The organism is Paenibacillus sp. FSL R5-0527, assembly GCF_038008055.1.
GTDB lineage: Bacteria > Bacillota > Bacilli > Paenibacillales > Paenibacillaceae > Fontibacillus > Fontibacillus macerans.
This window is the reverse complement of the sequence record NZ_JBBOYI010000001.1, coordinates 4,842,334-4,866,060: the sequence shown is the minus strand read 5'-3', so window position 1 is coordinate 4,866,060 and position 23,727 is coordinate 4,842,334. Positions and strand designations below refer to the sequence as shown.

Here is a 23,727-nt window from a genome sequence, read left to right as displayed (position 1 = left end):
CCCAAAGAACTGTTAGGAGGTAATCAAAGGTGGAGCAGCATACCGAACATACCGATTGCGGAATTCCGAAATTTGACTCCCGGGATCTGGTGATCCGCGCGGACATTATGGCCAAAGCGAAAGAACTGGCCGAGTTGATCGGAACAAGCGAAGAGGTAGAGCAGTTCAAAAAGGCCGAAAAGCTCATTCAGGAGCATGAGCGGGTGCAAACTTTGATCAGCGCGATCAAGAAGAAGCAAAAGGAAATCGTCGCTTTCGAGACATTCCAAAACAAGGCGATGGTAGAGAAGATCGAACAAGAGATCGCGGCGCTTCAGGACGAACTCGACGAAATTCCGCTGGTGACGGAGTTTCAGCAAAGCCAAAGCGATATAAACTACCTGCTCCAGCTGGTCGTTTCGGTGATCCGCGACACGGTGGCGAACAAGGTAAACGTGGAGTCCGGCAGCGAACCGGCCGTGACTTCGGGATACGGGGAATAGGCTGATTATGGCGGTGCGGAGGCATGTTCCTCCGCACTTTTTGAATAGAAAACGCCGCTTTGCCCGACTGAACGCAGGGCATCTTCGGAATATTATATAGAGAGCATAGGAGGCTAATCCATGAGTTGGAGTGAGGAAATCATGCGCCGGGATGAGCAGTCGTTCTGGGGGTTATTGGGGCTTCGGCTTATTTCGGCGGACGCAAGCCGCGTAGAGCTGGGTTTAACGGCGGGAACCTCGCATTTGAATGCGATGGGGATTGTGCACGGGGGCGTATTGTCTTCGATGATGGACCAGGCGATGGGCATGCTGGTGGGCGCCGTTAAAGGACGTTTGGGGGTCACGACCCATCTGAACGTCAACTTCCTGAGCCCGATGCGGATCGGCGAACTTGTCGCTGCGGCGTTTCCGCTGCATGAGACCCATCGGACCATGACGCTCCGTTCCGAGGTCCGGGATGGAGCAGGAACGCTTGGCTGCATTTCGACAGCGACGTTCCGGCTGCCCAAATAAGGGATGGTGAATATGGGATGAATGAAAAAGAAGAGCAGAAAAAACCAATTAATGAGGTTAAGAAATATCGCACCCCGGACGGCATTCCCGCCGATATCGTAATGTTTACGCTGACCAGGCAGGAACGCAAAGCGGCGACGAAATCGCTGCCGCGATTCGATCTGAAGGTGATGCTGATCAAGCGCCGCAGCTGGCCTTTCGCCGGAGCCTGGGCGCTGCCCGGAGGCTTTTCGCAGGAGGACGAATCCTTGTATGAAACGGCGCGAAGAGAGCTGAAGGAAGAGACCGGGGTCGACGGGTCGCATCTGGAGTATTTGGGCGTATACAGCGCGCCGGGGCGGGATCCGCGGGGCTGGATCATCTCCCACGCTTTTTTTGCGCTGGTGGAGGAGTGGGTTCTGGAAAAACGCCAATCCGCCGACGATGCACAGGAGGTAGGCCTGTTCACCGTACGCGAAGCGCTGGAGGAACTGCAGTTGGCGTTTGACCACCGTGAAATTTTGCAGGACGCCTACAAAAGAATCCAGCAGCAAATGCTGCAGACGACGATCGCCAAGCAGTTCCTCCCTCCTCATTTTACGCTGGGTGAATTGTATCAGGTCATTCAAACGGTCGTTCCGGATTTTGCCGAGCTGAATTTCATCCGTAAAATCACTTCGACACGCAGCCGGCAGGGGATTCTGGAGGAAGTGCGCGATGAAAACGGCAAGCCGATGCTGTCCAACCAGTACTCGCAGCGGCCCGCGCAATTGTACCGGTTTACCGATTATACGCCGCAGCTGTCGATTTACACGTAACCCAAGCTTTACTTTTACATATCTTGCAACCCGGGCGTAATCAAACAGGAGAGGGGAAGAGACGATGAAAGCTTTGATCGTGATCGATTATACCAACGATTTTGTGGATGGGAGCCTGCCGGTAGGAGAGCCGGCGGTGGCGATCGAGCCGGCGGTTTGCCGGCTTACGGAGGAGTTCGCGGGCAGAGGGGATTTTGTCGTGATGGCCGTCGATCTGCATGAACAAGGGGACCCGTGGCATCCGGAAACAAAGCTGTTCCCGCCCCATAATCTCCGTGGTACGGAAGGGCGCAACCTGTACGGTCAATTGGCGGATGTGTATAAGCGGAACGCCGAGCGGATTTATTGGATGGACAAAACGAGATACAGCGCTTTTTGCGGAACCGATCTGGAGCTGAAGCTGCGGGAACGCGGCGTTCGGGAAGTCCATTTGATCGGGGTTTGCACCGATATCTGCGTGCTGCACACAGCGGTGGACGCTTATAACAAAGGATTTGCCATAACCGTATATGAAGATGCGGTGGCCAGCTTTAATTCGGAAGGCCATGCCTGGGCGCTTGGCCACTTCCGCAGCAGTTTGGGAGCACATGTAATCAACAGCCAGAGAGGATGAGAAAGATGCCGACCGAAGGGTTAGCGCTGCATACCGATAAATATCAGATCAATATGATTTACGCCCATTGGGCGAACGGAACGCATGAGAGACAGACGGTGTTCGAAGCTTATTTCCGCAAGCTGCCTTTCGGCAACGGGTATGCGGTGTTTGCGGGCCTGGAACGGATCGTGGAGTATATTCGCAATCTGCGTTTTACGGAGAAGGACCTGAACTATCTAGCCAAGCAGGAGGAAAACTACAAGCCGGAATTTCTCGAGCTTTTGCGCAATTTCCGGTTTGGCGGCACGCTGCTGTCGATGAAGGAAGGGGCGCTTTGCTTTCCGAATGAACCCCTGATCCGCGTGGAAGGGACGATTATGGAGACACAGCTCGTGGAAACGGCGATGCTTAACTTCATGAACTTTCAGACGCTGATCGCCACTAAAGCTTCGCGGGTGAAGCGGGTGGCGGAGAACGACGTGCTGCTGGAGTTCGGGACCCGCCGGGCGCAGGAAGCGGATGCCGCCATTTGGGGCGCGAGGGCCGCGTATATTTCCGGCTTCGACGCCACCTCGAATTTGCTGGCCGGCGAAATTTTCGGCATTCCGACCAAAGGAACGCACGCCCATTCATGGGTGCAAATTTTCGATTCCGAGCAGGAGGCGTTTGAACGGTACGCCAAAGCGCTGCCCGACCAGGTGTCGCTGCTGGTCGATACGTTCGATACGTTAAAGAGCGGGGTGCCGCACGCTATCCAAACGGCCAAAATGCTTGAGGCGCAGGGGAAGCGGCTGAGCAGCATCCGGCTGGACAGCGGCGATTTGGCGTATTTGTCGATCCAGGCGCGCAAAATGCTTGACGAAGCCGGTTTGCCTTACGTGAAAATCGTGGCCTCCAACGATTTGGATGAGAATACGATTTTCAACCTGAAAGCCCAAGGGGCGAAAATCGATATTTGGGGCGTCGGCACGCAGCTGATTACCGCGGCGGACCAGCCGGCGCTCGGCGGCGTATACAAGCTGGTGGAGCGGGAAATCGGCGGCCGGATGGAACCGACGATCAAAATTTCCGGCAACCCGGAAAAAGTGACGACCCCCGGCAAAAAAGACGTGCTGCGCATCGTCAGTAAGGAAAGCGGCAAGGCGATGGCCGATTACGTTTGTTTTCCGCATGAGCAGCAGGCTAGGAGCGGCGGCAACCTGCGGCTGTTCGACCCCGTCCATCCTTATATCAAGAAATCGGTGAAAAACTACGAGGCCGTGTCCATGCTGCAGCCGATTTTCGAGGATGGCGAGCTGGTTTACGAGCTGCCGTCGCTGGAGGAGATCCGGAAATATCATCAAACGCAGCTAAGCCTGTTTTGGCCGGAGTATTTGCGCAAGCTGAACCCGGAAATCTACCGCATCAGCTTAAGCCAGGAAGCTTGGGAATTGAAGCAGAAAATGATTGAGGATTATTTGGGGCATCAGGAAGACTAGAGCGAAAAAAGATTGCTTTGCGGCGGTGTTGCCGTTAAAGCAATCTTTTTTTGCATGGGCACCCGCGGGGAATATTTCTCGGGAAAGCGCAAAAACCGCTATAAATCGGCGTTCTCCCGGTTTTGATTCGACACGTCCTGTTCGCAGTATCTGGCGAAATAATGCTTAAACAATATATCGATTTGCCGCTCGACCGCATTGCGGTCGGGATCGCCGGCGATATGCTTGATATGCTGCATCATGATGATCGGAAACAACACGGCGGCGTTGATTTGCAGCATCATGATGTTGAGGATCTCCGGATCCGCCTCCCCGGTAATTTCCCCCACCGTAGATCTGATTTTGTTGAAACCGGTCGTCTTTAAGAAGCTGCTGAACTCCTGATTGGATTCAAACGTGATGTTTCCTTTGCCGAGAACCTCCTGAAGCAGCCCGGGATACTGGGAAATGTAGTCGACATATTGAAGCATAAACGCTTTCAAGCGGTCTTTCGGATTCAGGGCGGTGTCGTCAAGTACGGTAAAGTTGTCTTGAAACGAGGTTAGCAGCATTTTCAGCGCCTCGTTAATCAACTTGTCCTTTGAACCAAAATAATAGTTGACCAGCGCCAGGTTGACATTGGCGGCCGCGGTGATTTTGCGCAGCGTGACTTGATCGGCACCCTCCGTTTTAATGAGCTCCAGCGTTGCGTTTAAAATATTTTTTTTGGTGGTCAGCCCATGATCGGCACAGTAGCCCATAATTCCGCTCCTTTATGGCGTAAATCATCTCAGCATAAGTATACCAAATGTCAACGCGGGATTAAATCCGCGAATCCGAGTTTAAATTAAAATCTGTTCGCTTGACAAAACCGGGGGAGGGATATTTAATATTAAATTAAACAATGTTTAAAACGTTGTTTAAACCTTGGATAGAAAGTTGAGTGAGAGAGTATGCCGAATACTGCGGGAAACCCGGCCAACGCCCAAGAGTTTTCCATCCGCTCCATCATTGCGCCGATGTTAGCCGTCATTGTCGGCATGATTATGGTCATATTGGATAGTACGGTGGTCAATGTCGCCGTCCCCCGGCTGGTGGATTATTTTGCCACGGATTTGAAAACGGTGCAGTGGACGATCACCGGATACACACTTGCGTTATCCGCCGTGATCCCCTTGGCCGGCTGGATGACCGATAAATTTGGCGAGAAGCGGATCTTCCTGATTACGATCGCCTTGTTTACCATTGGTTCGGTCTTATGCGCTTTGGCCGAGACGCCGGCCCAATTAATCGTGTTCCGCATCATTCAAGGCTTGGGAGGCGGGATGGTCTCGCCGATCGGTTTTGCGATGGTGTTCAAGCTTGCCCCTCCGGATAAGCGCGGCGCGGTCATGGGCGCGCTCGGCGTGCCGATGCTGCTGGCGCCGGCCCTCGGTCCGGTTTTGTCCGGCTGGATGGTCGAAAATTTAAGCTGGCACTGGATTTTTCTGATCAATTTACCGATCGGCATCATCGCTTTGTTGGTGGGCCTGCGTTTTTTGCCGAAATCCGAACGGCGGGAAGCACCGCGGTTGGATATGTTCGGGATGATTTTAGCCCCTATCGCCTTTGCGATGCTGACCTTTGGGGTCGGCGAAGGAGGCGCAGGCTGGACTTCCGCGGCTACGATTACGGGGCTCAGCGTTGGCGCTATGGCTTTGCTTCTCTTCATCATCGTTGAATTCAGACATAAGCAGCCATTGCTGGAGCTGAAGGTGTTCCGTTCCTCCCATTTTACGCGGGGGATCGTGCTGGTCTGGATTGCTCAGGCGGCGTTGTTCGGCTCGATGATTTTAACGCCGCTATACCTGCAGCAGGTGAGAGGCTACAGCGCCTTCGAAACCGGGATTTTCCTGCTTCCTCAAGCGCTGGCCTCGGCCTTCTTCATGCCGATCAGCGGACGGCTGTTTGACCGGGTGGGAGCCCGCCCGCTCGCATTTATCGGCCTCGGCATCGTATCCGCCGCCTTGTTCCTGCTGTCGCGGATCACGGCGGACACCAGCCTCGGCATGGTTTTGCTTCCGCTCGGGCTGCTCGGCAGCGGTATGGGGCTAACGATGATGCCGCTGAACACCCATATCCTGAACTCCGCGCCGCGCCATTTGGTCGCCCGGGTCACGCCGCTGATGACCGCCGCGCAGCAGGTGATCGTGTCCTTTGCGGTCGCCGGGTTAACCGGGTATTTAACCTCGCGGATCAACAGCCATATGGCGGAGGCGGCGCTGAAGGGAGGAAGCGATTCGCTGCAGGCCGCTGCGGCCGGGTTCGGCGATACTTACTTTGTGGCGTCTTGCCTGGCCGCCGCCGGTTTTGTGCTTACCCTGATGCTGTCCAGACCGAAAAAGCAGGCCGAACCTGCCGAAGCGCAGGCCGGCGAAGGGGCTCAGGCGGACCCTGGAGTGATGATCGGACATTAGATGAAGCAAGGATGCAATGAAAACGGGATATAGGTTGAAGCGAGAGCATCTCCGGCAGGTCGGAGGGCTCTCGCTTTTTGTTTATTTGGCGGCGCAAATCAAGAATGTATATATGACATTTGTTACATAAGTCACACGTCTTCTGTGATATTTTAAAAATTAACAAAGTCATGCTGTATTGTCATTCATCGATAGTTTGTTTTAACGCTGTTAATAAACTCGCTATGCGAGAAGGAGGGGGCCAAACGCGTGGTACAGTTGCCGAAAGTAAATGAACTTGGTTTTTTTGAAATTCGTTTGGAATCCATTGGAGGCTTGGGAGCCAACCTGGCCGGCAAAATGCTGGCGGAAGCCGGGGTGGAGGGAGCTGGCTTCAACGGGGTCAGCTTCTCGTCTTACGGCTCGGAGAAAAAAGGCTCCCCGGTAAAGGCGCATATCCGGTTTTGCGACTTAAATACGCCGATCCGCGATACGTCGCCGGTGGAACGGCCGCATATCGTCGGCATTTTTCAGGAGGCGTTATCCAAAACGGTGAACGTCATCAGCGGAATTTACGAGGACAGCACCGTACTTGTCAATTCGCGCAAAACTCCGCAAGAGCTCAAGGAAAAAATGAAGCTTGTCGGCGGGACGATCGCCGTCATCGATGCGACCGGGATCGCGCTTGAGGAGAAGAACCGGGTCAATATGGCGATGCTCGGGGCTTTGTTCCGGTTATGCCCGTTCCTTGATCCGGAAACGATGAAAGACGTTATCCGCAAATCGCTGGAGAAGAAATATCCGCAGACGGTGGCGCCCGCTTTGGCGACGTTTGACCGCGGATATAACGAGGTTGTGTTTGAAACGTTTGCGCTGCCGGAAGGCGTCAGCATGCCCGCTTTCGTACGCGCCGATACGCCGATGCTCGGGTATGAAACCCAGCCGATCGGCGGTATTGTCGTCAATCCGGGCAACAGCATTCTGAAAGATCTCAGCATTTCCCGCTCCGGGATGATGCCGCATTTTAAAGCGGAAACTTGCATCAATTGTGCGGCTTGCGACAATGTTTGTCCGGACAATTGCTTTGTATGGGAAGAACAGCCGGATAAAAAAGGGCGGCCGCAGATGTTCCTGAAAGGCATCGATTACCAGTACTGTAAAGGCTGCCTGAAATGCGTTCACGCTTGTCCGACGGACGCTTTGTCCGGGGAGCGGGAAGAAGACGGTTATGCGGAGGAGCATCGGGTTCCGCATCTGTTCGATTTGGCGGTTCATTAATATTAAGGGGAAAGGTGGTACAAACATATGGCGATCGATATTGAAACAGAACGCCGCGCCGGCACGGTCGAACAGCGCGTCGTGTATGAGTCGGGCAACGAAATGGCCGCTTATGCCGCGAGCCAGATCAATTATCATATCATGGGGTATTTTCCGATTTCCCCGTCCACGGAGGTCGCGCAGTTTCTCGATTTGATGAAAGCGAACGGCCAACATGACATCAAGCTTATTCCTTCGGACGGCGAGCACAGCTCCGCCGGGATTTGCTACGGTGCTTCCACCGCCGGCGGGCGGGTATTTAACGCGACCAGCGCGCAAGGCTATTTGTATATGCTGGAGCAAATGCCGGTGCAGTCGGGAACCCGCTTCCCGATGGTCATGAACCTGGTTTGCCGGGCGATCTCCGGGCCGCTTGACATCCACGGCGACCATTCGGACCTGTACTTTGCGCTGAACACCGGCTGGCCGATTCTGATGTGCCGCGATCCGCAGGCCGTTTACGACATGAACATCATGGCGATCAAGCTGGCCGAGGATCCGGAGGTAAGGCTGCCGGTGCTCGTCGCTTCGGATGGCTATTTTACGTCGCATCAAAAACGCCGGGTGCATACCTTCGCGAAACAAGAAGACGTGCTGAAATTCATCGGGGAACGTCCGCCGGCCGGGTTTGCGCATACGCTTGACCGCAACAACCCGATTACGGTCGGCCCGTATATGAACGAGCCCGATTATATCAACAACTGCTACCAGCAGTCTGTGGCGATGTACAACGCGGAACGCGTTTTCGAGCGCATTGCCGGCGAATACGAGGCGCTGACCGGCCGGGAATACAAGGTGCTTGATCTGTACCGGATGGAGGATGCGGAAGTCGCGGTCTTCCTGATGAATTCGGCGTCCGAAATCATCAAGGACGTGGTTGACGACCTGCGCCGCCAAGGCATCAAAGCGGGCTCGATCGCGCCGAACATGATCCGCCCGTTCCCGCAGAAGCAAATCGCCGAAGCGCTCAAAAACGTCAAGGCGATCACCGTTGGCGACCGCGGTGATTCCTATGGGGCGTACGGCGGAAACATGGTCAACGAGATCAAGGCGGCGCTGTTTACGCACGGCAACCATACGACGCAGGTGATCAGCCGGATCTACGGCCTCGGGGGCAAAGAGTTTTACGCCGAAGACGGACATCACTTTTTCAAGCTGGCGATCGATGCCGCGGAGAAGGGACATGTTGAGGTTCCGTTCGATTATTACGGCCATACGCCGGGCGATCCGGACAAAACGCCGAAGCGGGTATTGAATCCGCTCAAATTCGAAGATTTGAAGACCGGCTTGATCACCGTGACCAAAAATGAGGAGACCGGCAAGCTGGGCGTGCGGATTCCGCCGTTGCGCTCGCTTACGAAGAAGCCGAAGCGGATCGCTCCGGGGCACGGCGCTTGTCCGGGCTGCGGGATTTTCTCCGGTTTGGAGCTGTTTTTCAAAGGGATCGAAGGCGACATCGTGGCGCTGTTCCATACGGGCTGCGCGATGGTCGTAACGACAGGGTATCCGTATTCCTCCCACAAAGCGACCTATATTCACAACCTGTTCCAGAACGGCGCGGCCACCCTGTCCGGGGTCGTCGAGATGTTTTGGGAAAGAAAACGCCGGGGCGAACTGGACGATCTTGGCCTGAAGGACGACTTTACGTTCGTGATGGTCACCGGCGACGGCGGGATGGATATCGGCATGGGACCGGCGATCGGGGCCGCGCTGCGCAATCATAAAATGATTATCATCGAGTACGATAACGAAGGATACATGAACACCGGGGCGCAATTGTCCTATTCGACACCGCTGGGCCACCGGACTTCCACGTCCAATATCGGCAAGGTGCAAAAAGGGAAGGCGTTCCAGCATAAAGACACGGCGCAAATTATGGCGGCGACCAACATCCCTTACGTGTTTACGGGCAGCGAGGCTTATCCGCAGGATTTGGTGAAAAAGGCGGCCAAAGCGCAGTGGTATGCGCAAAACGAAGGGCTGGTTTATGGTAAAATATTGATAGCCTGTCCGCTCAACTGGATCAGCCCCGACGACCAGGGCACAAATATCGTCGATGCGGCGGTGAACTCATGCTTTTTCCCGCTGTACGAAGTCGAGCATGGACAGACGACGATTACGTACAACCCGGAGGAGAAGGGTAAACGTGTGCCATTGACGGACTGGCTGAAAACGATGGGCAAAACCCGCCATTTAACGAAGCCGGAAAATGCCGAAGCGCTGGCCGAATTTGAACGGGAGGTCGAGCGCCGCTGGCAGATGCTGCTGGCCAAGCATGAGCATCCTTATCTTTGATGTAAAATGAGTGTTCAAAAAGTCGGGTTTCAGCACCGAAGCGTATGCTTTCGAAGTGCGTTTTTGCAAAACGCTTTAAGGTTGGACGAAGCTAGGAGGAAAAACAATGGAACAACAATTTCGCGCCTTCCGCGTGCATCAGGACGAGCAGGGATTTCGCGCCGGGCTTGAGACGATCGGCTTGTCCGACCTGCCCGATGCCGAGGTCACGATTCGCGTCCACTATTCGGGCGTCAACTATAAAGACGGACTGGCGAGCATTCCGGACGGCAAAATCGTGAGGAAGTATCCGTTTATCCCCGGGATCGATTTGGCCGGAGAAGTCGCCGAATCGCGCGATGCGCGGTTTCGGCCCGGGGATCTGGTGCTGTGCACCGGCTACGGGCTGGGCGTAACGCATGAAGGCGGCTTTGCCGAAATCGCCCGGGTGCCAGGGGATTGGCTCGTGCCGCTGCCGCAGGGGCTGACGGCGCAGGAGGCGATGGCGATCGGCACCGCCGGCTTTACGGCGGCATTGTCCGTACAACGCCTGCTCGATAACGGGCTGGCGCGGGAGGACGGCCCCGTCCTTGTCGCGGGAGCGACCGGCGGCGTCGGCAGCATGGCCGTGGCCATTCTCGCCAAGCTGGGGTTTGAAGTCGTTGCCGTCACCGGCAAAACCGGAGTAAGGGAAAAACTTCTGGCGTTTGGCGCGTCCGACGTGATCTCGCGGGAAGAGGCATCGTCCGGAGCCAAAGGAGCGCTCGGCAAGGAACGCTGGGCAGCCATCGTTGACCCGGTTGGCGGCGCGATGACGGCCGATTTGCTTAAAACGGTCAAATACGGCGGCTCTGTCGCCTTGTCCGGACTGACTGCGGGCGGAAACGTGGAAACCACCGTTTATCCGTTTATTTTGCGGGGCGTGAATCTGCTTGGCATCGATTCCGTCTTTTGCCAGGCGCCACTGCGCCTTCAGTTATGGCAGCGGCTGGCCGGGGAATGGAAGCCGGAGCGCGCGCTGAACGAAGGGATTAACGTATATCCCCCCGAGCAGCTTCCGCAAACGCTGGAAACGATCCTTTCCGGCCAGGCCGTCGGCCGGCAGGTGATCGATTTTAAAGATTAGACCCAGAGGATGGTATAAACTGGGCGGATACGAGACACCCTAACCCCATCGGAGCGGCTAGCGAAAGCTTTGTGCAAAGGTGGGGTATTGACATGAATTGGTGTAAACTCGGTCTTGGCCTGGTATTGGCGGTATCGTTGTCCACGGGCTGCGGTAATGGGATGCAAAAAGTGGCGAAGCAGGAAATGGAAAAATACAATATGAACAGCTACCGGAAGGGCAACCAAAGGCAGCTAACGAGCGGAACGACGCTCAACACCTCCTTGCTGCGTTCGTTAAAGGCGGAGTGCGCCGAGCAGGGAATCCGTTTAACGCATGTAACGTATGCCGAAGGGCTTGACGGGAATATCAGCTACAGTTATTTCATTAACGGAGACGCGCGGCATTTCATCATCGTTCACGTTTTCCCCAGCGAGCAGGACCGGATTCGCGAAATGACGGAAATTTACGGCTCCGGCGATGGATCCGGCGATGGAAAGAAGGGGCTTCACGCGGCGGCTGCAGCCAGCCAGGCTTCCGTCATACGGACCCGGGACAACGCGGCGTTGGTTTACGCCTCCACGGCGCAAAAAAACAGTCAATATCGCGAGCAAATGAAAACGATCTTTGACCGTCTTTTGATGCGGATGCAGGACCGCGCCGCCCAATAATTATGAAGCGATAACCAACCTCTTTTTCAGGGCCGCACCCGGTAAGAGGTTGGTTATTTTTTTGGGGATATTATTTTTTGTAAATTTCCCGCATCACATGGCGCAGTTCGGGGATGATGATCCGCTCCATGGCGAGTTTGACGGCCCCTTGCGAACCGGGCATGGAAAACACGGCTTTGTTGCTGATCGTTCCGGCAATCGCCCGGCTAAGAATCGCGGCGGCTCCGATATCCTCGGTAAAGCTGAGATAGCGGAAAATTTCGCCGAATCCGGGCATCTCTTTATTCAGCAAGCTGCGGACCGCTTCATACGTCGTGTCCCGGGGCGCGATCCCGGTTCCGCCGGTAAGCAGCACCGCTTCGATGCTGCGGTCGGAGGCCGCTTCGCGCAGCAGCTGGCGAATCCCGTCGTAATCGTCTTTGACGATGACGTACCTGGCAACCCGGTAACCGTTCTGCTGCAGCAGCTCTTTGATCAGCCGGCCGCTGCTGTCCGTTTCTTCCGTCCGCGTGTCCGATACTGTGACCACCAGGCATGATACTTGATCCGGCGCTTCATTCCGATGTTCATCTACAGATCTCATCTTTAAATCGATTCCTTTCAGGTTGAGATAGAGTTAATCCCATTTTATCACTTCCTGGGCAAAACATCTCGGCATGAAATGCGGCGTGAAATAAGGACTTGAAATAGAGTGTGAAATAGCGACTTAAAAAAAAGAGTGTGAAACAGCGGCTTGAAATAGGGGCGTGGAATAGGGCTTGAAATAGGGTTGCATGTCCTTGCCGCTTGGTGTAAACTCGCATTCGTACAGATGGAACGAAAGCCGCCTAACCATAGCCATGGTGGTCAGCCTAGAAGGAGAAGAGGGGAAGTCATGGAGAAAATTACGCCAGTATATATATTGTCCGGATTTTTGGGGAGCGGGAAAACAACGCTGCTGCAGCGATTACTGCGGTTTTGGCAGGATAAAGGTTTGCGCCCGGCAGTCATCATGAACGAAATCGGGGACGTCAACCTGGACGGCCTGCTCGTCCCGGGCGAAGTGCCGATGGCGGAAATGCTGGGAGGCTGCATTTGCTGCACGATCCGCGGGGATTTAAGCGTACAGATGGCCGAGCTGATCTCGGCGGAAAAGCCGGATCTGGTCGTCATCGAGGCGACCGGGGCGGGCAATCCGCTGGAGATATTCGACGCGGTCACCGAAGTGTCGCTGTATTTGAAGCTGGAGATAAAACCGATGATCACCGTCGTGGACGCGGCGCATTTGGCCGAGCTGCACGATTTGCAAAAGGGGAAAACCTACCGTTTAATGCTGGAACAAATCCGCTGCGGGTCCGTCCTTATCCTGAACAAGATCGATATGATCGGCGAGGGGCGGCAGCGGGAAATGACCGATTTACTGCGCAAGCTAAACCCATACGCGCAAATCGTGCCCGCTTTGAAATGTGAGGTCGACATTCCCGGTTTGTTGAGCGGAGGACGGTCAGGTTCCGGGGGGCGCGATCTCCGGCTTGGTCATGAAGAGAACGACTATGGGCATGGGCACGAACATGGGCAAGTACTTGAACCTCCACACGAGCATCAATATGAGCACAAGCACGGATACGAACACAAGCACGAACACAAGCACGAACACAAACACAAACACAAACACAAACATAAGAACGAACACGGACACGAACATGAGCATCAACACGAGCGCAAGCATGAACGTGAGCACGAATTTGCATCACATGAGCATAACCATGACCATAACTATAACCATAACCATGATCACGACCACGACCACCATCACCCCCATACATCACATGAGCATGTTACCGTGTATACTCACTATTTTAACGGGCCGGTGGACAGCGAGGAATTCGAACGGTTTATTGCCGAACTGCCGCGCGAAGTGTACCGGGGCAAAGGCGTTTTGACCTTTACCGACACGGCCAGCCGCTTCCTGTTCCAATACGCCTACCGGGAAGCGGATTACTTGAAAATTACGCCGCAAGGCGAGGTGCCGGATGTGGCCGTGTTCATCGGCGAGCATTTCGAACGGGAGCTGATCGCGCGGCGCTTAAAAGAACTTGAACGCAAACAAGCGTAGAAGCGGTGCAGAAAATCGGGCCGGATGGACCTCGATTTCCGAAAGCGGAGGGCCGGATGGACCAAGTCGTCCAACCCCCGCCCACTGCCGACACGCGCCGCAGCAACGCGTTCTGGGAACTGTGAAAACAGGGTGAACAATGGGCTCAACCCTAAGTATCGGATCGGCGCTTATACAGCCAGTTAAATGCAACGGCCAGCCGTCGGCGTTCAAAATAGCGGCACTTTATGTACTTAATATCTGGAGCCGGGCGTGTTCATCCCCATTAGGGGCATTTTATGTACTTATATTCCTATGAATGGGGCAGATTACCGGCATTTCCTTACGACGGGGGAAAATAGCGGCATAAATCGCCTCTATTTCTCTCAAATGGGCGGATATCTCCGGAATAACGGCCTTTTTTGCCCTTATATTTTTCGCTTGCCGCCTTCTCAAGCAACTTGGCTTTATTTGTTCAGCGGCGTTCCGTTCCCTGAGGCCCTGATCCAAATACCATCGTGCTGGAAAACTGAATACTTAGGATGAAGATGCGCGCCTTCAAGCCTAGTTTATCATTCTAACGGTTGTGATCGCCGTTATTTTGATAAAATAGAGGTGAAATTAAATTTAACGGTTGCGACAGAGCTTATTTTGCCTTTCTTCTACGGATTTCGAGCCTTATTCACTGAATAAGATCAACCACAACCGTTAGAAATTGAATTACCGTCTTATTGGCGAAATAAGCTCGAGTACAACCGTTAGAAAAAGACTGGAGATCCAGAAAGCTGGGGCCGTTAACTTCAAACGAATGGATTAGCCAAATAACCGTTAAGCCGCACCGTCTACCGTCTACTGTTTGCTGTCCGTGTCTGCTGTCTGTGTCTAGTGTCTGCTGCCGATCAATAACGAGCACACATAAATTTGTGAAACGGAAATTACTGCAACCTTTTGGGCGGGCCTCCCGTCTAGGGGGACAGAGGTGATGAGACATGAAAAAAACGCCAAAATTGAAACTTTCAGCCGCTCTGCTGCTGGCCGGTTCGCTGCTTTTGACGACTTCCGTTTCTGCTTTCAGCGATGTGCAGGGAGATGACGCCGGTATTACCGAGTCACTGCAGCAAAAAGGAATCATCCAAGGAATCACGCCGGACAAGTTCGTTCCCATGGGCAAACTGACTGGAGCACAGGCGGTGACGATGATCGTCAACGGACTTGGTCTTAAAGTGAAGGACGCCGCCAAATCACAGGTTCCCGCCAAGGATGAATGGTATTCCTCCGCGCTGCGGATCGCCGCAGACAACGGCATCAAGCTTCCCAAAGGCTTTGACCCCAACGCCGAGCTGACGCGGGAAGCTTTTGCCGATATTTTGGTGCAGGCCGTAGGTACGACTGGCGACTATCCAATGGTCAAAATGTTCATTGAAATCGCCGATGCCGATCAGATCACCGTGGAATATTCGGGCCACATCCAGCAGCTGCTGCTAATGAAGATCGCCAGCCTGGACGAGCAGGGCAAATTCCATCCGCAGGATACCATAACCCGCATCGAAGCGGCCCGGCTTGTATATAATGCGGCCGAATACATCGATAAATACAAGGAAGCCGAACAGGGGATGCAGGATAACGTAAGCTTTCAAGTCGAAAAAGTAAACGACCAAATCAACAAGGTGGTGCTCACCCGCGCCGAGCAGCCGAACCCGGGATACGGCATCCGTGTAGCTAAAGTGGAGTTCTCCGGCGACAAGGCCACCGTCTATTACGAGCTGCTGTCCCCTGAACCGGGCATGAATTATATTCAGGTCATTTCCGATACGAGGGCAGAGACGTACATCTCCAGCCAATATACGGTGGAGGTTAAGAAGCTGTCTTGACCAAAACGCACATGTGAAAATTTACAGATATCTTTAATCTAAAAAAACCTTCAGAACCGCCTAATAAGCGGATTTGAAGGTTTTTTTGTCAGCGCGAAGGCCGCGGTCAGCGCGGATTAGCCACCGGCGCCCAGGGCTGGCCTGCCGCCGGCGCGCCGGGCGCTTCCGCGCCTCCGTGCTGCAGGCGGTACATTTGATAGTACCGTCCGCCCATGGCGAGCAGCTCATCGTGGGTGCCGCGCTCGACGATTTCACCGCGATGCAGCACGAGGATCTGGTCGGCGCTGCGGATCGTGGACAAGCGGTGCGCGATGATGAAAGTGGTCCGGCCCCGCTTTAACACCTCCAGCGCGTTTTGGATCAGCGCTTCGGTTTCCGTATCGATGTTAGCGGTCGCCTCATCGAGAATCAGGATAGCAGGATCGAAGGCAAGCGCCCGCGCAAACGAGATCAGCTGGCGTTCGCCGGCGGAAAGGGTGCTGCCTTTTTCCACGACCGGTTCGTCCAGCCCTTTGGGCAGATGCGCGAGAATCCGCGTTGCACCGACGTCGCGCAAAGCCTGCTCCGCCGCTTCCCGGGAGATCCGCTCGTCGCCCAAAGTGACGTTGGAGAGAATCGTCCCGGTGAACAGGTAAGGGTCCTGCAGCACGATGCCCATATGCCGGCGGATCCACTGCTTGGGCAGGTCCTTCACCGGCTGGCCATCGATCGTGATCAGGCCTTTTTGCGGATCGTAAAACCGGAACAGCAGGTTGATGATCGAGCTTTTGCCGGACCCGGTATGCCCGACCAGCGCCACCGTTTGGCCCTGCTTCGCTTCGAACGAAATATTTTTCAGCACGTAATCCTGCTTATAAGCAAACCATACGTCCCTGAACTCCACGTTCCCTTTGTAACGCGGCATCGAGCCGTCCGTGACGTCTTCGCCAGGTTCGTCCATCAGGGCAAACACCCGCCCGGCGGACACCATCGAGGTGTCGAGCGCGGCCAGTTGGTTGACCATCCCGGTGATCGGCTGGAACAAGCGCCCCAGCACGTCGACGAAGGCATACAGCACGCCGAGCGAAATGACGCTGTCCCCGCCAAGCTGTGCCGAACCGAAATACCAGAGCACCGCGGCAAAAGCGAGGTTGCGGATTACGTTCACCAGGTTATGCGACGTAAAAGCGTTCAGGTTCAGCATTTTGTTCTGATGTTTCATATAATCGTCGTTCAGGTGTTCGAACTCTTCCTTCGTCTTCGCCTCGCGGCGGAAAATGCGGATGATCGACATGCCCTGAATCGACTCGTTGATGATCGCGTTGATCTCGCTAAGCCGCGAGCGGATGATCGTGTTGTATTTGGTGGCGAACTTCCGGTACAGCACCACCCATAGGTAGATGACCGGCACGATGAACAAGCAGATCAGGCCGAGCCGCACGTCGAGAATAAACAGCGCCACATAGACACCCAGCATATTGATAATCCCGGAAAAAAAGTTCGCCAGCACCGCAATAAACAAATCTTTGACCGCTTCCGTGTCGTTCGTCACCCGGGATACGACTTTCCCGGCCGGCAGATTGTCGAAGAAATACACCGGCAGCCGCTGAATGTGGGCGTAGACGTCCATGCGCAGCTTGCGGATGACCTTGTTGGCGGACGATTGCAGCCAATACGTTTTGCCGAATTCCATCACGATGGAGACGGCCAGAAAAACGAAGTACCATATAATCAGCGAAATAATGCCGGGAACCTCGGGTTTGTAAAAAGCGAACAGCCCAGAGGCGCTGAGCTTTTGCGCCGGATATTCGCTAACGGTGCCGTCCTTGCGGGAGATGGTTAGGACGCCGTCCTTAAAGCTGCGGTCGCCGGTGACGTCCGCGACCGGCTCACCGATGAACAGGAAGCTGGTTCCGGCTTGCAGCACGCGCACTTCACCGCCTTTGGCTTCGCCTTCCGCAAAGCGGTCGCCCCGCTTGAAGTACCGGCCGTCGTAAAGGACGGTGCTCTCGTCCTGGCTTGCCGTTTCGTAAAACGGCTGTTCGATCGCCAGCATATGATCGTCGATCATCGCGCGGGCGATAAACGGGCCGGCGAGTTCGGCGGCGACGCCGATCGCCAGCATGACGAGCGCGAGTATAAAGGTATTTTTGGCCGTTAAAGCGTATTTGAATAACGATTTCTCCGTATGGGCGTGCATAACTTAGGACACCTCCTTAGTCAGTCAGGTTCGATTCCACCTGCTGGCGTTCGTATTGTTCGCGGTACCAGCCGCCGCGCGCAAGCAGCGATTCGTGGGTACCTTCTTCAATGATGCGGCCTTGCTCCAGCACGACGATCCAGTCGGCATGCTCTACGGCGGACAGCCGGTGCGTGGAGATGAGCGTCGTTTTGCCGGCCCGGCGGGTGCGGATATTTTCGATGATCCGGGCTTCGGTCCGCGCATCGACGGCCGACAGCGCGTCGTCGAGAATCAGGATGTCCGGGTTGGCGATAAACGCCCGGGCCAGCGACACCCGCTGCTTCTGGCCGCCGGAAAGGGCCACGCCTCTCTCGCCGACCAAGGTGTCCAGCCCGTCGGACAATGTGCCGAGGTCCTGGTCGAAGGCGGCGGTGCGGATCGCTTCCATGATGACTTCATCCGGCGCGTCTTTGAAGCCGAACTGGATGTTTTCGCGGACCGTTTTGGAGAACAGGATCTGCTCCTGCGGCACATACCCGACCCACCCGTGCAGCTGCTTCAGCGAGATATCCTGGATCGGCACGCCGGAGACGGTCAGCTCGCCGCTGCCGAGCGGATACTCGTGCAGCAGCTGCTTCAGCAGCGTCGACTTGCCGCTGCCGGTCCGGCCGACGATGCCGAGCGTTTCTCCGCGCCGGATCGTCAGGTCGATCTGCTCCAGATTGTTGACGGTCGACGTCGGATAACGGAACGTGACGTCTTTGAATTCGATCGTTTCCGGCGTTTCCACCCGCACCGGATTCGGCACGTCCTGAACGTCCGGCTTGACGTTCAGCGTTTCGTTGACGCGGTCGAGCGAAGCACCGCCGCGCTGCATAATGTTGATCAGCTCGCCGATCGCAAACATCGGCCAGATCATCATCCCCAGGTACATGTTGAAGGACACGAGATCGCCCAGGGTTAATTCGTTATGAAAGACAAGATAAATGCCGTACGTCAGTCCGATCGCATAGCTTAGCCCGACGCAAAGCCGGATGGTCGGCTCGAAGTAGGCGTCCACTTTGGCGACCGCCAGGTTTTTCTGGTAAACGTCGTTGGTGATGTCGGCAAAACGCTGCTCATCATTCCGTTCCTGCACATAGGCGCGAATGACACGGATGCCGGCGATCGATTCCAGCACCTGGTCGTTCATATCCCCGAACGCATCCTGGGCCAGCGTGTAGCGCTCATGGATGATCTTCCCGTAAATCTTCATCGCCAGAGCGATAAAGGGGAGGGGGATGATCGCCGCGAGCGTCAGCTTCCAGCTGATCAACGTGCTCATGGCGATAAAAATGACCGCCAGATACGCCGTCGAGTCGGTGAGCGTCAGCATCCCGAAGCCGGCGGTTTGGGCGACCGAGCGCAAGTCGTTCGTAGCCCGGGCCATCAGATCCCCGGTGCGGCTGCGCTCGAAAAACGGCGGCGTCATCCGCAGCAGATGGCTCATAAAACGCGAGCGCAGCAGCCGCTCCACCAGGTTCGATCCGCCGAACAGCGAATGCATCCATATGTAGGTGATCAGATAGATGAACAGCAAAAAGCCGATGATGAGCAGAATATATTTCGTGAGCGAGCCCCAAGTTACGGTGCCGCCCACGATTTCGTCGATGGCGCTGCCGAGCAGCCGCGGCGGGGCGAGTTCGGCGATTCCGGCCACGATGAGCAGGAACAGGCCGATGGTGTAGCGCCTCTTTTCACGCTTAAAAAACCAGCCCAAATTTTTCAGAACCGAAAACATGTTGCGATTTCCTCCTTTTTCCATACCAGGTTGTTCTACAGCTTGAAAAACGGCAAAAAAGGCATACCGTCCGTAAACGATATGCCTTAAAGAACCTTAACATATGCCGCGTACGCCGCTTTATTATCAAAAGCAGCCCCGCGTATAATTTCGCCGCCGAATCCGTCCCTTCATAACAATGGGTGGTCAGCGCTTGGTTCGTGTAAAGCGGGCAGGGTCTGCTCCGGTATTCGGTTGTAGACGGTCCGTACGCGGACGTACATCGGAATCTTTGAACTTGAACACCGTGCTCACCCTTTCTTCATTGGTAATTACTTGAAAATGCGATTCGTATGTTCCCGATTGTACCACCGGATTCAAGAAGATGTCAAACTTTATTTTTCCCGCTTCCGAACAAGGGTTTGGCAATCGGCCCGGTTTGGTCTACAATAAAAGAAAAAGGAGAGGGGAGAATCTGATGATCCACGTTACACAAGAAGCAGCCGAATGGTTTAAGCGGGAGTTGGACCTGAAAAACGGGCAAGCCGTGCGCTTTTTCGCCCGCTACAGCTCGGGGGGGAAACTGTATCCGGGGTTCTCGCTTGGCATCGGAGTCGATCGCCCGGTATCGCCGGCCTTGACTTCGGAGGTGGAGGGCATCACGTTCTACATGGAGGACCAGGATAAGTGGTATTTGGACGGCTATCATTTGAATGTGACGTATGACGAGGGGCTTGGCGACATTGAATATAAATACGAGGCGGCGCAACCGAACTGACCGGCCGCAAGGCCGGCAGCGCCAGCAGCCGCATGCCATAACGAAACAAGGCCCGTTCTTTACGGGCCTTTTCTGTATTTTTCCTAATCAGATAATGCTGTCTTCCATGGCAAATTCAAAATCGCCGATATCAAACACTTGAACCGGCATTTCCGCTTCGATGATCCGCCGGATCAGCTCCAATTGATCGGTTAGAATCGGGGCGTTCTCCCGCTGTGCGGTAAGCACGATTTCCGTTTCGATCGGGTCGAGAAATTCGCCGTATTGCTCATTGTCGACCGCGTTGATGACGGTCCAGGATATTTTATCGCCGAACAATATGGACGGGCTTTTGGACCAGGGAACGCCTAACGCGCGTTCAAGCTTCTTGCGGTTTAGCGGCTCCTCCAAATAAGCGATCAGCTCGGCTATTTTTTGTTTGACGTGGAAATCGTCGGCCGGATCGTTCATCAACGGTTCCGGGCTGTTTTGAAATTCATAGAGCTCCATGACGGTGGTGTAGGGTACAATATATTCAACAGGTGCCTGGGGCACCAGCAATTCTCCATAAATCGCCACCATCACGGCTTCAATGACAAATCGGCGTGACATGGTCATCCTCCTAAACCGGCCTGTGCCTCGTTGCTATATTATTTTCATAGTGCGTTATCAATTATAATGGAGTATACCACAATCGGTTTATAAATTCAGCTTTGCTTGACGAAAATCGGCGTTTATCCCCAAAATCGGGATATGTTGCCATTGCAGGAGAGGGATGTGTACGCAAATTGAAATATTGGAAAGCCTATTTTACGTTTGTCCGGCCTTATACGAAGTGGATTATATTAACCTTGTTCATCGGCATGCTGAAGTTCGGCATTCCGTCGCTGCTCCCGCTCGTGCAAAAATACGTGGTGGACGATATATTGCTGAACGGGAGCATGGCGGCCGGGCAAAAGGTGCCGCAGCTGATGATGGTACTGGGAATTACGCTGTTCCTGTTCGTCATCGTCCGCGGACCGGTGGAATATGCGCGGCAGTATTTCGCCCAGTTTATCACGGCGCGGATATTGTTTGACTTGCGGAACCGGCTGTACGGGCATCTGCAGCGGCTATCGCTAAGGTATTATCAGAACACGAAGGTGGGGGAGATCATTTCCCGCTTCATCAACGACGCGGAGCAGACGAAAAACATCGTCGAAGTCGGAATGATGAATGTCTGGCTGGACACGTTTACGCTTGTGTTCGTGCTGGGGTTTATGTTTTATTTGAACCCGCTGCTGGCGCTGGTGTCGATCGCGATATTTCCGCTGTATGCGGTGGCGGTCAAGGTGCTGTACAAGCGGCTGAAAAAGCTGACCAAAGACCGGTCCGCGGCCTTGGCCGGCATTCAGGCCTATCTGCATGAACGCATCCAGGGGATCTCGGTCATCCGCAGCTTTGCGCTGGAGCGGCACGACCGCAAGAAATTCGAAGGGATCAACGGCAAGTATTTGCAAAAAGCGATGGCCCATAGCCGCTGGAACGCCTGGACGTTCGCCATCATCAACACAATGACCGACATCGCGCCGCTGCTCGTGATCGGATACGGCGGCTACCAGGTGATTCAGGGGCATCTGACCTTGGGGACGTTCGTGGCCTTTTTCGGCTACCTGGACCGTTTGTACGCGCCGCTCAAGCGGCTGATCAATGCGTCGACGACGCTGACGCAGGCCTCCGCCTCGTGGGAACGGGTGCTGGAGCTGCTGGAGCAGCCGTACGACATGACCGATGCGCCGGACGCGGCGGCGCTGCCCCGGGGCAGCCACGGCGTGGCGTTCCGGAACGTTTGGTTCAGGTACCAGGAGCAAGGGCAGTGGGTGCTGAAGGATATTTCGTTTGCGGCGGCGCCCGGGCAAACGGTGGCGTTCGTCGGCATGAGCGGCGGCGGGAAATCGTCGCTGGTCGGTTTGATTCCCCGTTTCTACGATATAGAGAAAGGGGAGGTCGTCGTCGGGGGCCGGGACGTTCGGCAGTGGACGATGGAAAGCCTGCGCAGCCGGATCGGCATGGTGCTGCAGGATAATTTCCTGTTCAGCGGCAGCGTGCGCGACAACATTTTGTTCGGCCGCCCGGACGCGAACGAGGAGGCGGTCATCGCCGCGGCGAAAGCGGCCAATGCGCATGATTTCATCATGCAGCTGCCAAACGGCTACGACACCGAGGTCGGGGAACGCGGCGTGAAGCTGTCCGGCGGCCAGAAGCAGCGAATTGCCATCGCCCGCGTGTTCCTGAAGGATCCGCCGATCCTCATCCTCGACGAGGCGACGTCCGCGCTCGACCTGGAGTCGGAGCATCTGATCCAGCAGTCGCTGCTGCAGCTTGCGCACAGCCGTACGACGCTGATCGTCGCGCACCGCCTGTCCACGATCACCCATGCCGACCAAATCATCGTCATGAAGGACGGCGAAATCGCCGAACGCGGTACGCACGAGGAACTGATGGCTAAACCGGAAGGCGTGTATGCGCAGCTCTACAATATCCAGAATTTAAGCCCGGTGGAGGTCGGGGGATGACAGACTCGGCAACGATGACGGGCCGCCTGCTCCGATTGCCGGCGGGGGGCTGGTTGAATGACTGGCCGGTGCGAAATGCTGCAGGAAAAACGTCGTATGATGCGAAATGCCTGGGGCGGGAGGGAGTTATCAAATAACGGAAAAAAAGTACGTTATTTCAGTTCATTTACCGAAAATGCGGGCAATAGAGGGAAAAAATGGCGTAATTTTTTCGAAGAAGAGAGCAATCAAGACAGTTCTTGGCGGCTGGATAGAAAATAAGACCATAATTTTCCCCTATTCTACCAAGCAACCTTCACAACGAGGAAATAGATACAAAAAGTTCCGCTATCCTCTTTCGTAACGGAACTGAGCAATGAAAAGAGGATGTACCTGTAACGTTTAAAGGTACATCCTCTTTTTTTAATTCTGCGGTTCTTCGCTACAGCTTCCCGATCACCAGCGACAAAATCCCGGCGGCGATCAGCGGGCCGACGGGGACGCCGCGGAAAAAGGCGACGCCGAGCACCGTGCCGATGAGCAGCCCCGCCACGACGGTCGGCTGGCTGCCCATCAGCGCCGCGCCGCGGCCGCCGAGCCAGGCGACAAGCATGCCGACGCCGATGGCGAGCAGCGATTTCCAGTTGAGAAAAGATGCCCACAGCGTCTGGATCGAGATTTTCCCGCTAGCGACGGGGCTCATGACGCCGATGGTTAAAATGATGATGCCAATCGTCAGCCCGTACTTGTCCAGCCAGGGAAACATACTGTTCAAATGCAGCACGCGCAGCAGCAGCAGGACGATCATCGCCACCGTGATCGGCATATTGCTGCTGAAGATCCCGAGCGCGGCCAGAAGCAACAGCAGCAGCGCCGTGACATCGATTTGATTCATGGTGCTTTGCACCTCCTCCTATGGAGAAAT

At 55.0% G+C, this 23,727-nt stretch carries 21 protein-coding genes; 15 read left to right on the top strand and 6 right to left on the bottom strand.

Annotated elements, in window-relative coordinates:
• Positions 1 to 29: 29 nt before the first annotated feature.
• From NYE69_RS21455 to NYE69_RS21435, 5 genes are all read left to right on the top strand, one after another.
• Positions 30 to 482 (top strand): RicAFT regulatory complex protein RicA family protein, encoded by a 453-nt coding sequence (locus NYE69_RS21455; protein ID WP_278738320.1) that lies wholly within the window; start codon positions 30 to 32, stop codon positions 480 to 482.
• A gap of 120 nt (positions 483 to 602) precedes the next feature.
• Positions 603 to 995, top strand: a complete 393-nt coding sequence (locus tag NYE69_RS21450) for a PaaI family thioesterase (RefSeq protein WP_278738321.1) — start codon at positions 603 to 605, stop codon at positions 993 to 995.
• Positions 996 to 1,012: 17 nt separating this feature from the next.
• Positions 1,013 to 1,792, top strand: coding sequence for an NUDIX domain-containing protein (locus NYE69_RS21445; protein ID WP_036622418.1), 780 nt, complete (start codon positions 1,013 to 1,015; stop codon positions 1,790 to 1,792).
• A gap of 64 nt (positions 1,793 to 1,856) precedes the next feature.
• Complete coding sequence (locus tag NYE69_RS21440; RefSeq protein WP_328270589.1) at positions 1,857 to 2,405, top strand: cysteine hydrolase family protein; 549 nt, start codon at positions 1,857 to 1,859, stop codon at positions 2,403 to 2,405.
• Between the two features lie 5 nt (positions 2,406 to 2,410).
• Positions 2,411 to 3,865, top strand: coding sequence for a nicotinate phosphoribosyltransferase (locus NYE69_RS21435; protein WP_278738323.1), 1,455 nt, complete (start codon positions 2,411 to 2,413; stop codon positions 3,863 to 3,865).
• Positions 3,866 to 3,963: 98 nt separating this feature from the next.
• Here the strand turns inward: NYE69_RS21435 and NYE69_RS21430 are convergent, their stop codons facing one another.
• Positions 3,964 to 4,605, bottom strand: a complete 642-nt coding sequence (locus NYE69_RS21430) for a TetR/AcrR family transcriptional regulator (RefSeq protein WP_340927835.1) — start codon at positions 4,603 to 4,605, stop codon at positions 3,964 to 3,966.
• A 192-nt stretch (positions 4,606 to 4,797) separates the two neighbouring features.
• Here NYE69_RS21430 and NYE69_RS21425 point away from each other — a divergent pair, with 192 nt between their 5' ends.
• From NYE69_RS21425 to NYE69_RS21405, 5 genes are all read left to right on the top strand, one after another.
• Positions 4,798 to 6,300 (top strand): DHA2 family efflux MFS transporter permease subunit, encoded by a 1,503-nt coding sequence (locus NYE69_RS21425; protein WP_340927833.1) that lies wholly within the window; start codon positions 4,798 to 4,800, stop codon positions 6,298 to 6,300.
• 249 nt (positions 6,301 to 6,549) lie between these two features.
• Complete coding sequence (locus NYE69_RS21420; protein ID WP_036622426.1) at positions 6,550 to 7,557, top strand: 2-oxoacid:acceptor oxidoreductase family protein; 1,008 nt, start codon at positions 6,550 to 6,552, stop codon at positions 7,555 to 7,557.
• A gap of 27 nt (positions 7,558 to 7,584) precedes the next feature.
• Positions 7,585 to 9,891, top strand: a complete 2,307-nt coding sequence (locus tag NYE69_RS21415) for a thiamine pyrophosphate-dependent enzyme (RefSeq protein ID WP_340927831.1) — start codon at positions 7,585 to 7,587, stop codon at positions 9,889 to 9,891.
• A gap of 106 nt (positions 9,892 to 9,997) precedes the next feature.
• Positions 9,998 to 10,996 (top strand): acrylyl-CoA reductase family protein, encoded by a 999-nt coding sequence (locus tag NYE69_RS21410; protein WP_340927829.1) that lies wholly within the window; start codon positions 9,998 to 10,000, stop codon positions 10,994 to 10,996.
• A gap of 92 nt (positions 10,997 to 11,088) precedes the next feature.
• Entirely contained in the window at positions 11,089 to 11,646 is a 558-nt protein-coding gene (locus tag NYE69_RS21405) for a hypothetical protein (protein ID WP_340927827.1), read from the top strand.
• A 70-nt stretch (positions 11,647 to 11,716) separates the two neighbouring features.
• On the opposite strand, the gene NYE69_RS21400 is transcribed toward NYE69_RS21405, so the two are convergent.
• Positions 11,717 to 12,229, bottom strand: a complete 513-nt coding sequence (locus NYE69_RS21400) for a MogA/MoaB family molybdenum cofactor biosynthesis protein (protein ID WP_036622434.1) — start codon at positions 12,227 to 12,229, stop codon at positions 11,717 to 11,719.
• Positions 12,230 to 12,520: 291 nt separating this feature from the next.
• Here NYE69_RS21400 and NYE69_RS21395 point away from each other — a divergent pair, with 291 nt between their 5' ends.
• Entirely contained in the window at positions 12,521 to 13,741 is a 1,221-nt protein-coding gene (locus tag NYE69_RS21395) for a CobW family GTP-binding protein (RefSeq protein ID WP_340927825.1), read from the top strand.
• A gap of 968 nt (positions 13,742 to 14,709) precedes the next feature.
• The gene (locus NYE69_RS21390) at positions 14,710 to 15,591 is read left to right on the top strand and encodes a protease complex subunit PrcB family protein (RefSeq protein WP_316561819.1); all 882 of its coding nucleotides are present in this window, start codon (positions 14,710 to 14,712) and stop codon (positions 15,589 to 15,591) included.
• A gap of 106 nt (positions 15,592 to 15,697) precedes the next feature.
• Here the strand turns inward: NYE69_RS21390 and NYE69_RS21385 are convergent, their stop codons facing one another.
• Together NYE69_RS21385 and NYE69_RS21380 are read right to left on the bottom strand one after the other, a co-directional pair.
• Positions 15,698 to 17,770 (bottom strand): ABC transporter ATP-binding protein, encoded by a 2,073-nt coding sequence (locus NYE69_RS21385; RefSeq protein WP_340927820.1) that lies wholly within the window; start codon positions 17,768 to 17,770, stop codon positions 15,698 to 15,700.
• A 16-nt stretch (positions 17,771 to 17,786) separates the two neighbouring features.
• On the bottom strand, positions 17,787 to 19,532 hold the full coding sequence (locus NYE69_RS21380) for an ABC transporter ATP-binding protein (protein ID WP_316561757.1): 1,746 nt from the start codon (positions 19,530 to 19,532) through the stop codon (positions 17,787 to 17,789).
• A 454-nt stretch (positions 19,533 to 19,986) separates the two neighbouring features.
• Here NYE69_RS21380 and NYE69_RS21375 point away from each other — a divergent pair, with 454 nt between their 5' ends.
• Entirely contained in the window at positions 19,987 to 20,289 is a 303-nt protein-coding gene (locus NYE69_RS21375) for a HesB/YadR/YfhF family protein (protein ID WP_128635483.1), read from the top strand.
• Between the two features lie 87 nt (positions 20,290 to 20,376).
• On the opposite strand, the gene NYE69_RS21370 is transcribed toward NYE69_RS21375, so the two are convergent.
• Complete coding sequence (locus NYE69_RS21370; RefSeq protein WP_036622444.1) at positions 20,377 to 20,880, bottom strand: hypothetical protein; 504 nt, start codon at positions 20,878 to 20,880, stop codon at positions 20,377 to 20,379.
• 176 nt (positions 20,881 to 21,056) lie between these two features.
• Between NYE69_RS21370 and NYE69_RS21365 the strand changes: the two genes are divergently transcribed.
• Entirely contained in the window at positions 21,057 to 22,823 is a 1,767-nt protein-coding gene (locus NYE69_RS21365) for an ABC transporter ATP-binding protein (protein WP_340927818.1), read from the top strand.
• A 57-nt stretch (positions 22,824 to 22,880) separates the two neighbouring features.
• Positions 22,881 to 23,084 (top strand): hypothetical protein, encoded by a 204-nt coding sequence (locus tag NYE69_RS21360; protein ID WP_340927817.1) that lies wholly within the window; start codon positions 22,881 to 22,883, stop codon positions 23,082 to 23,084.
• 160 nt (positions 23,085 to 23,244) lie between these two features.
• Here the strand turns inward: NYE69_RS21360 and NYE69_RS21355 are convergent, their stop codons facing one another.
• On the bottom strand, positions 23,245 to 23,697 hold the full coding sequence (locus NYE69_RS21355) for a DUF441 domain-containing protein (RefSeq protein WP_316561755.1): 453 nt from the start codon (positions 23,695 to 23,697) through the stop codon (positions 23,245 to 23,247).
• Positions 23,698 to 23,727: the final 30 nt, after the last annotated feature.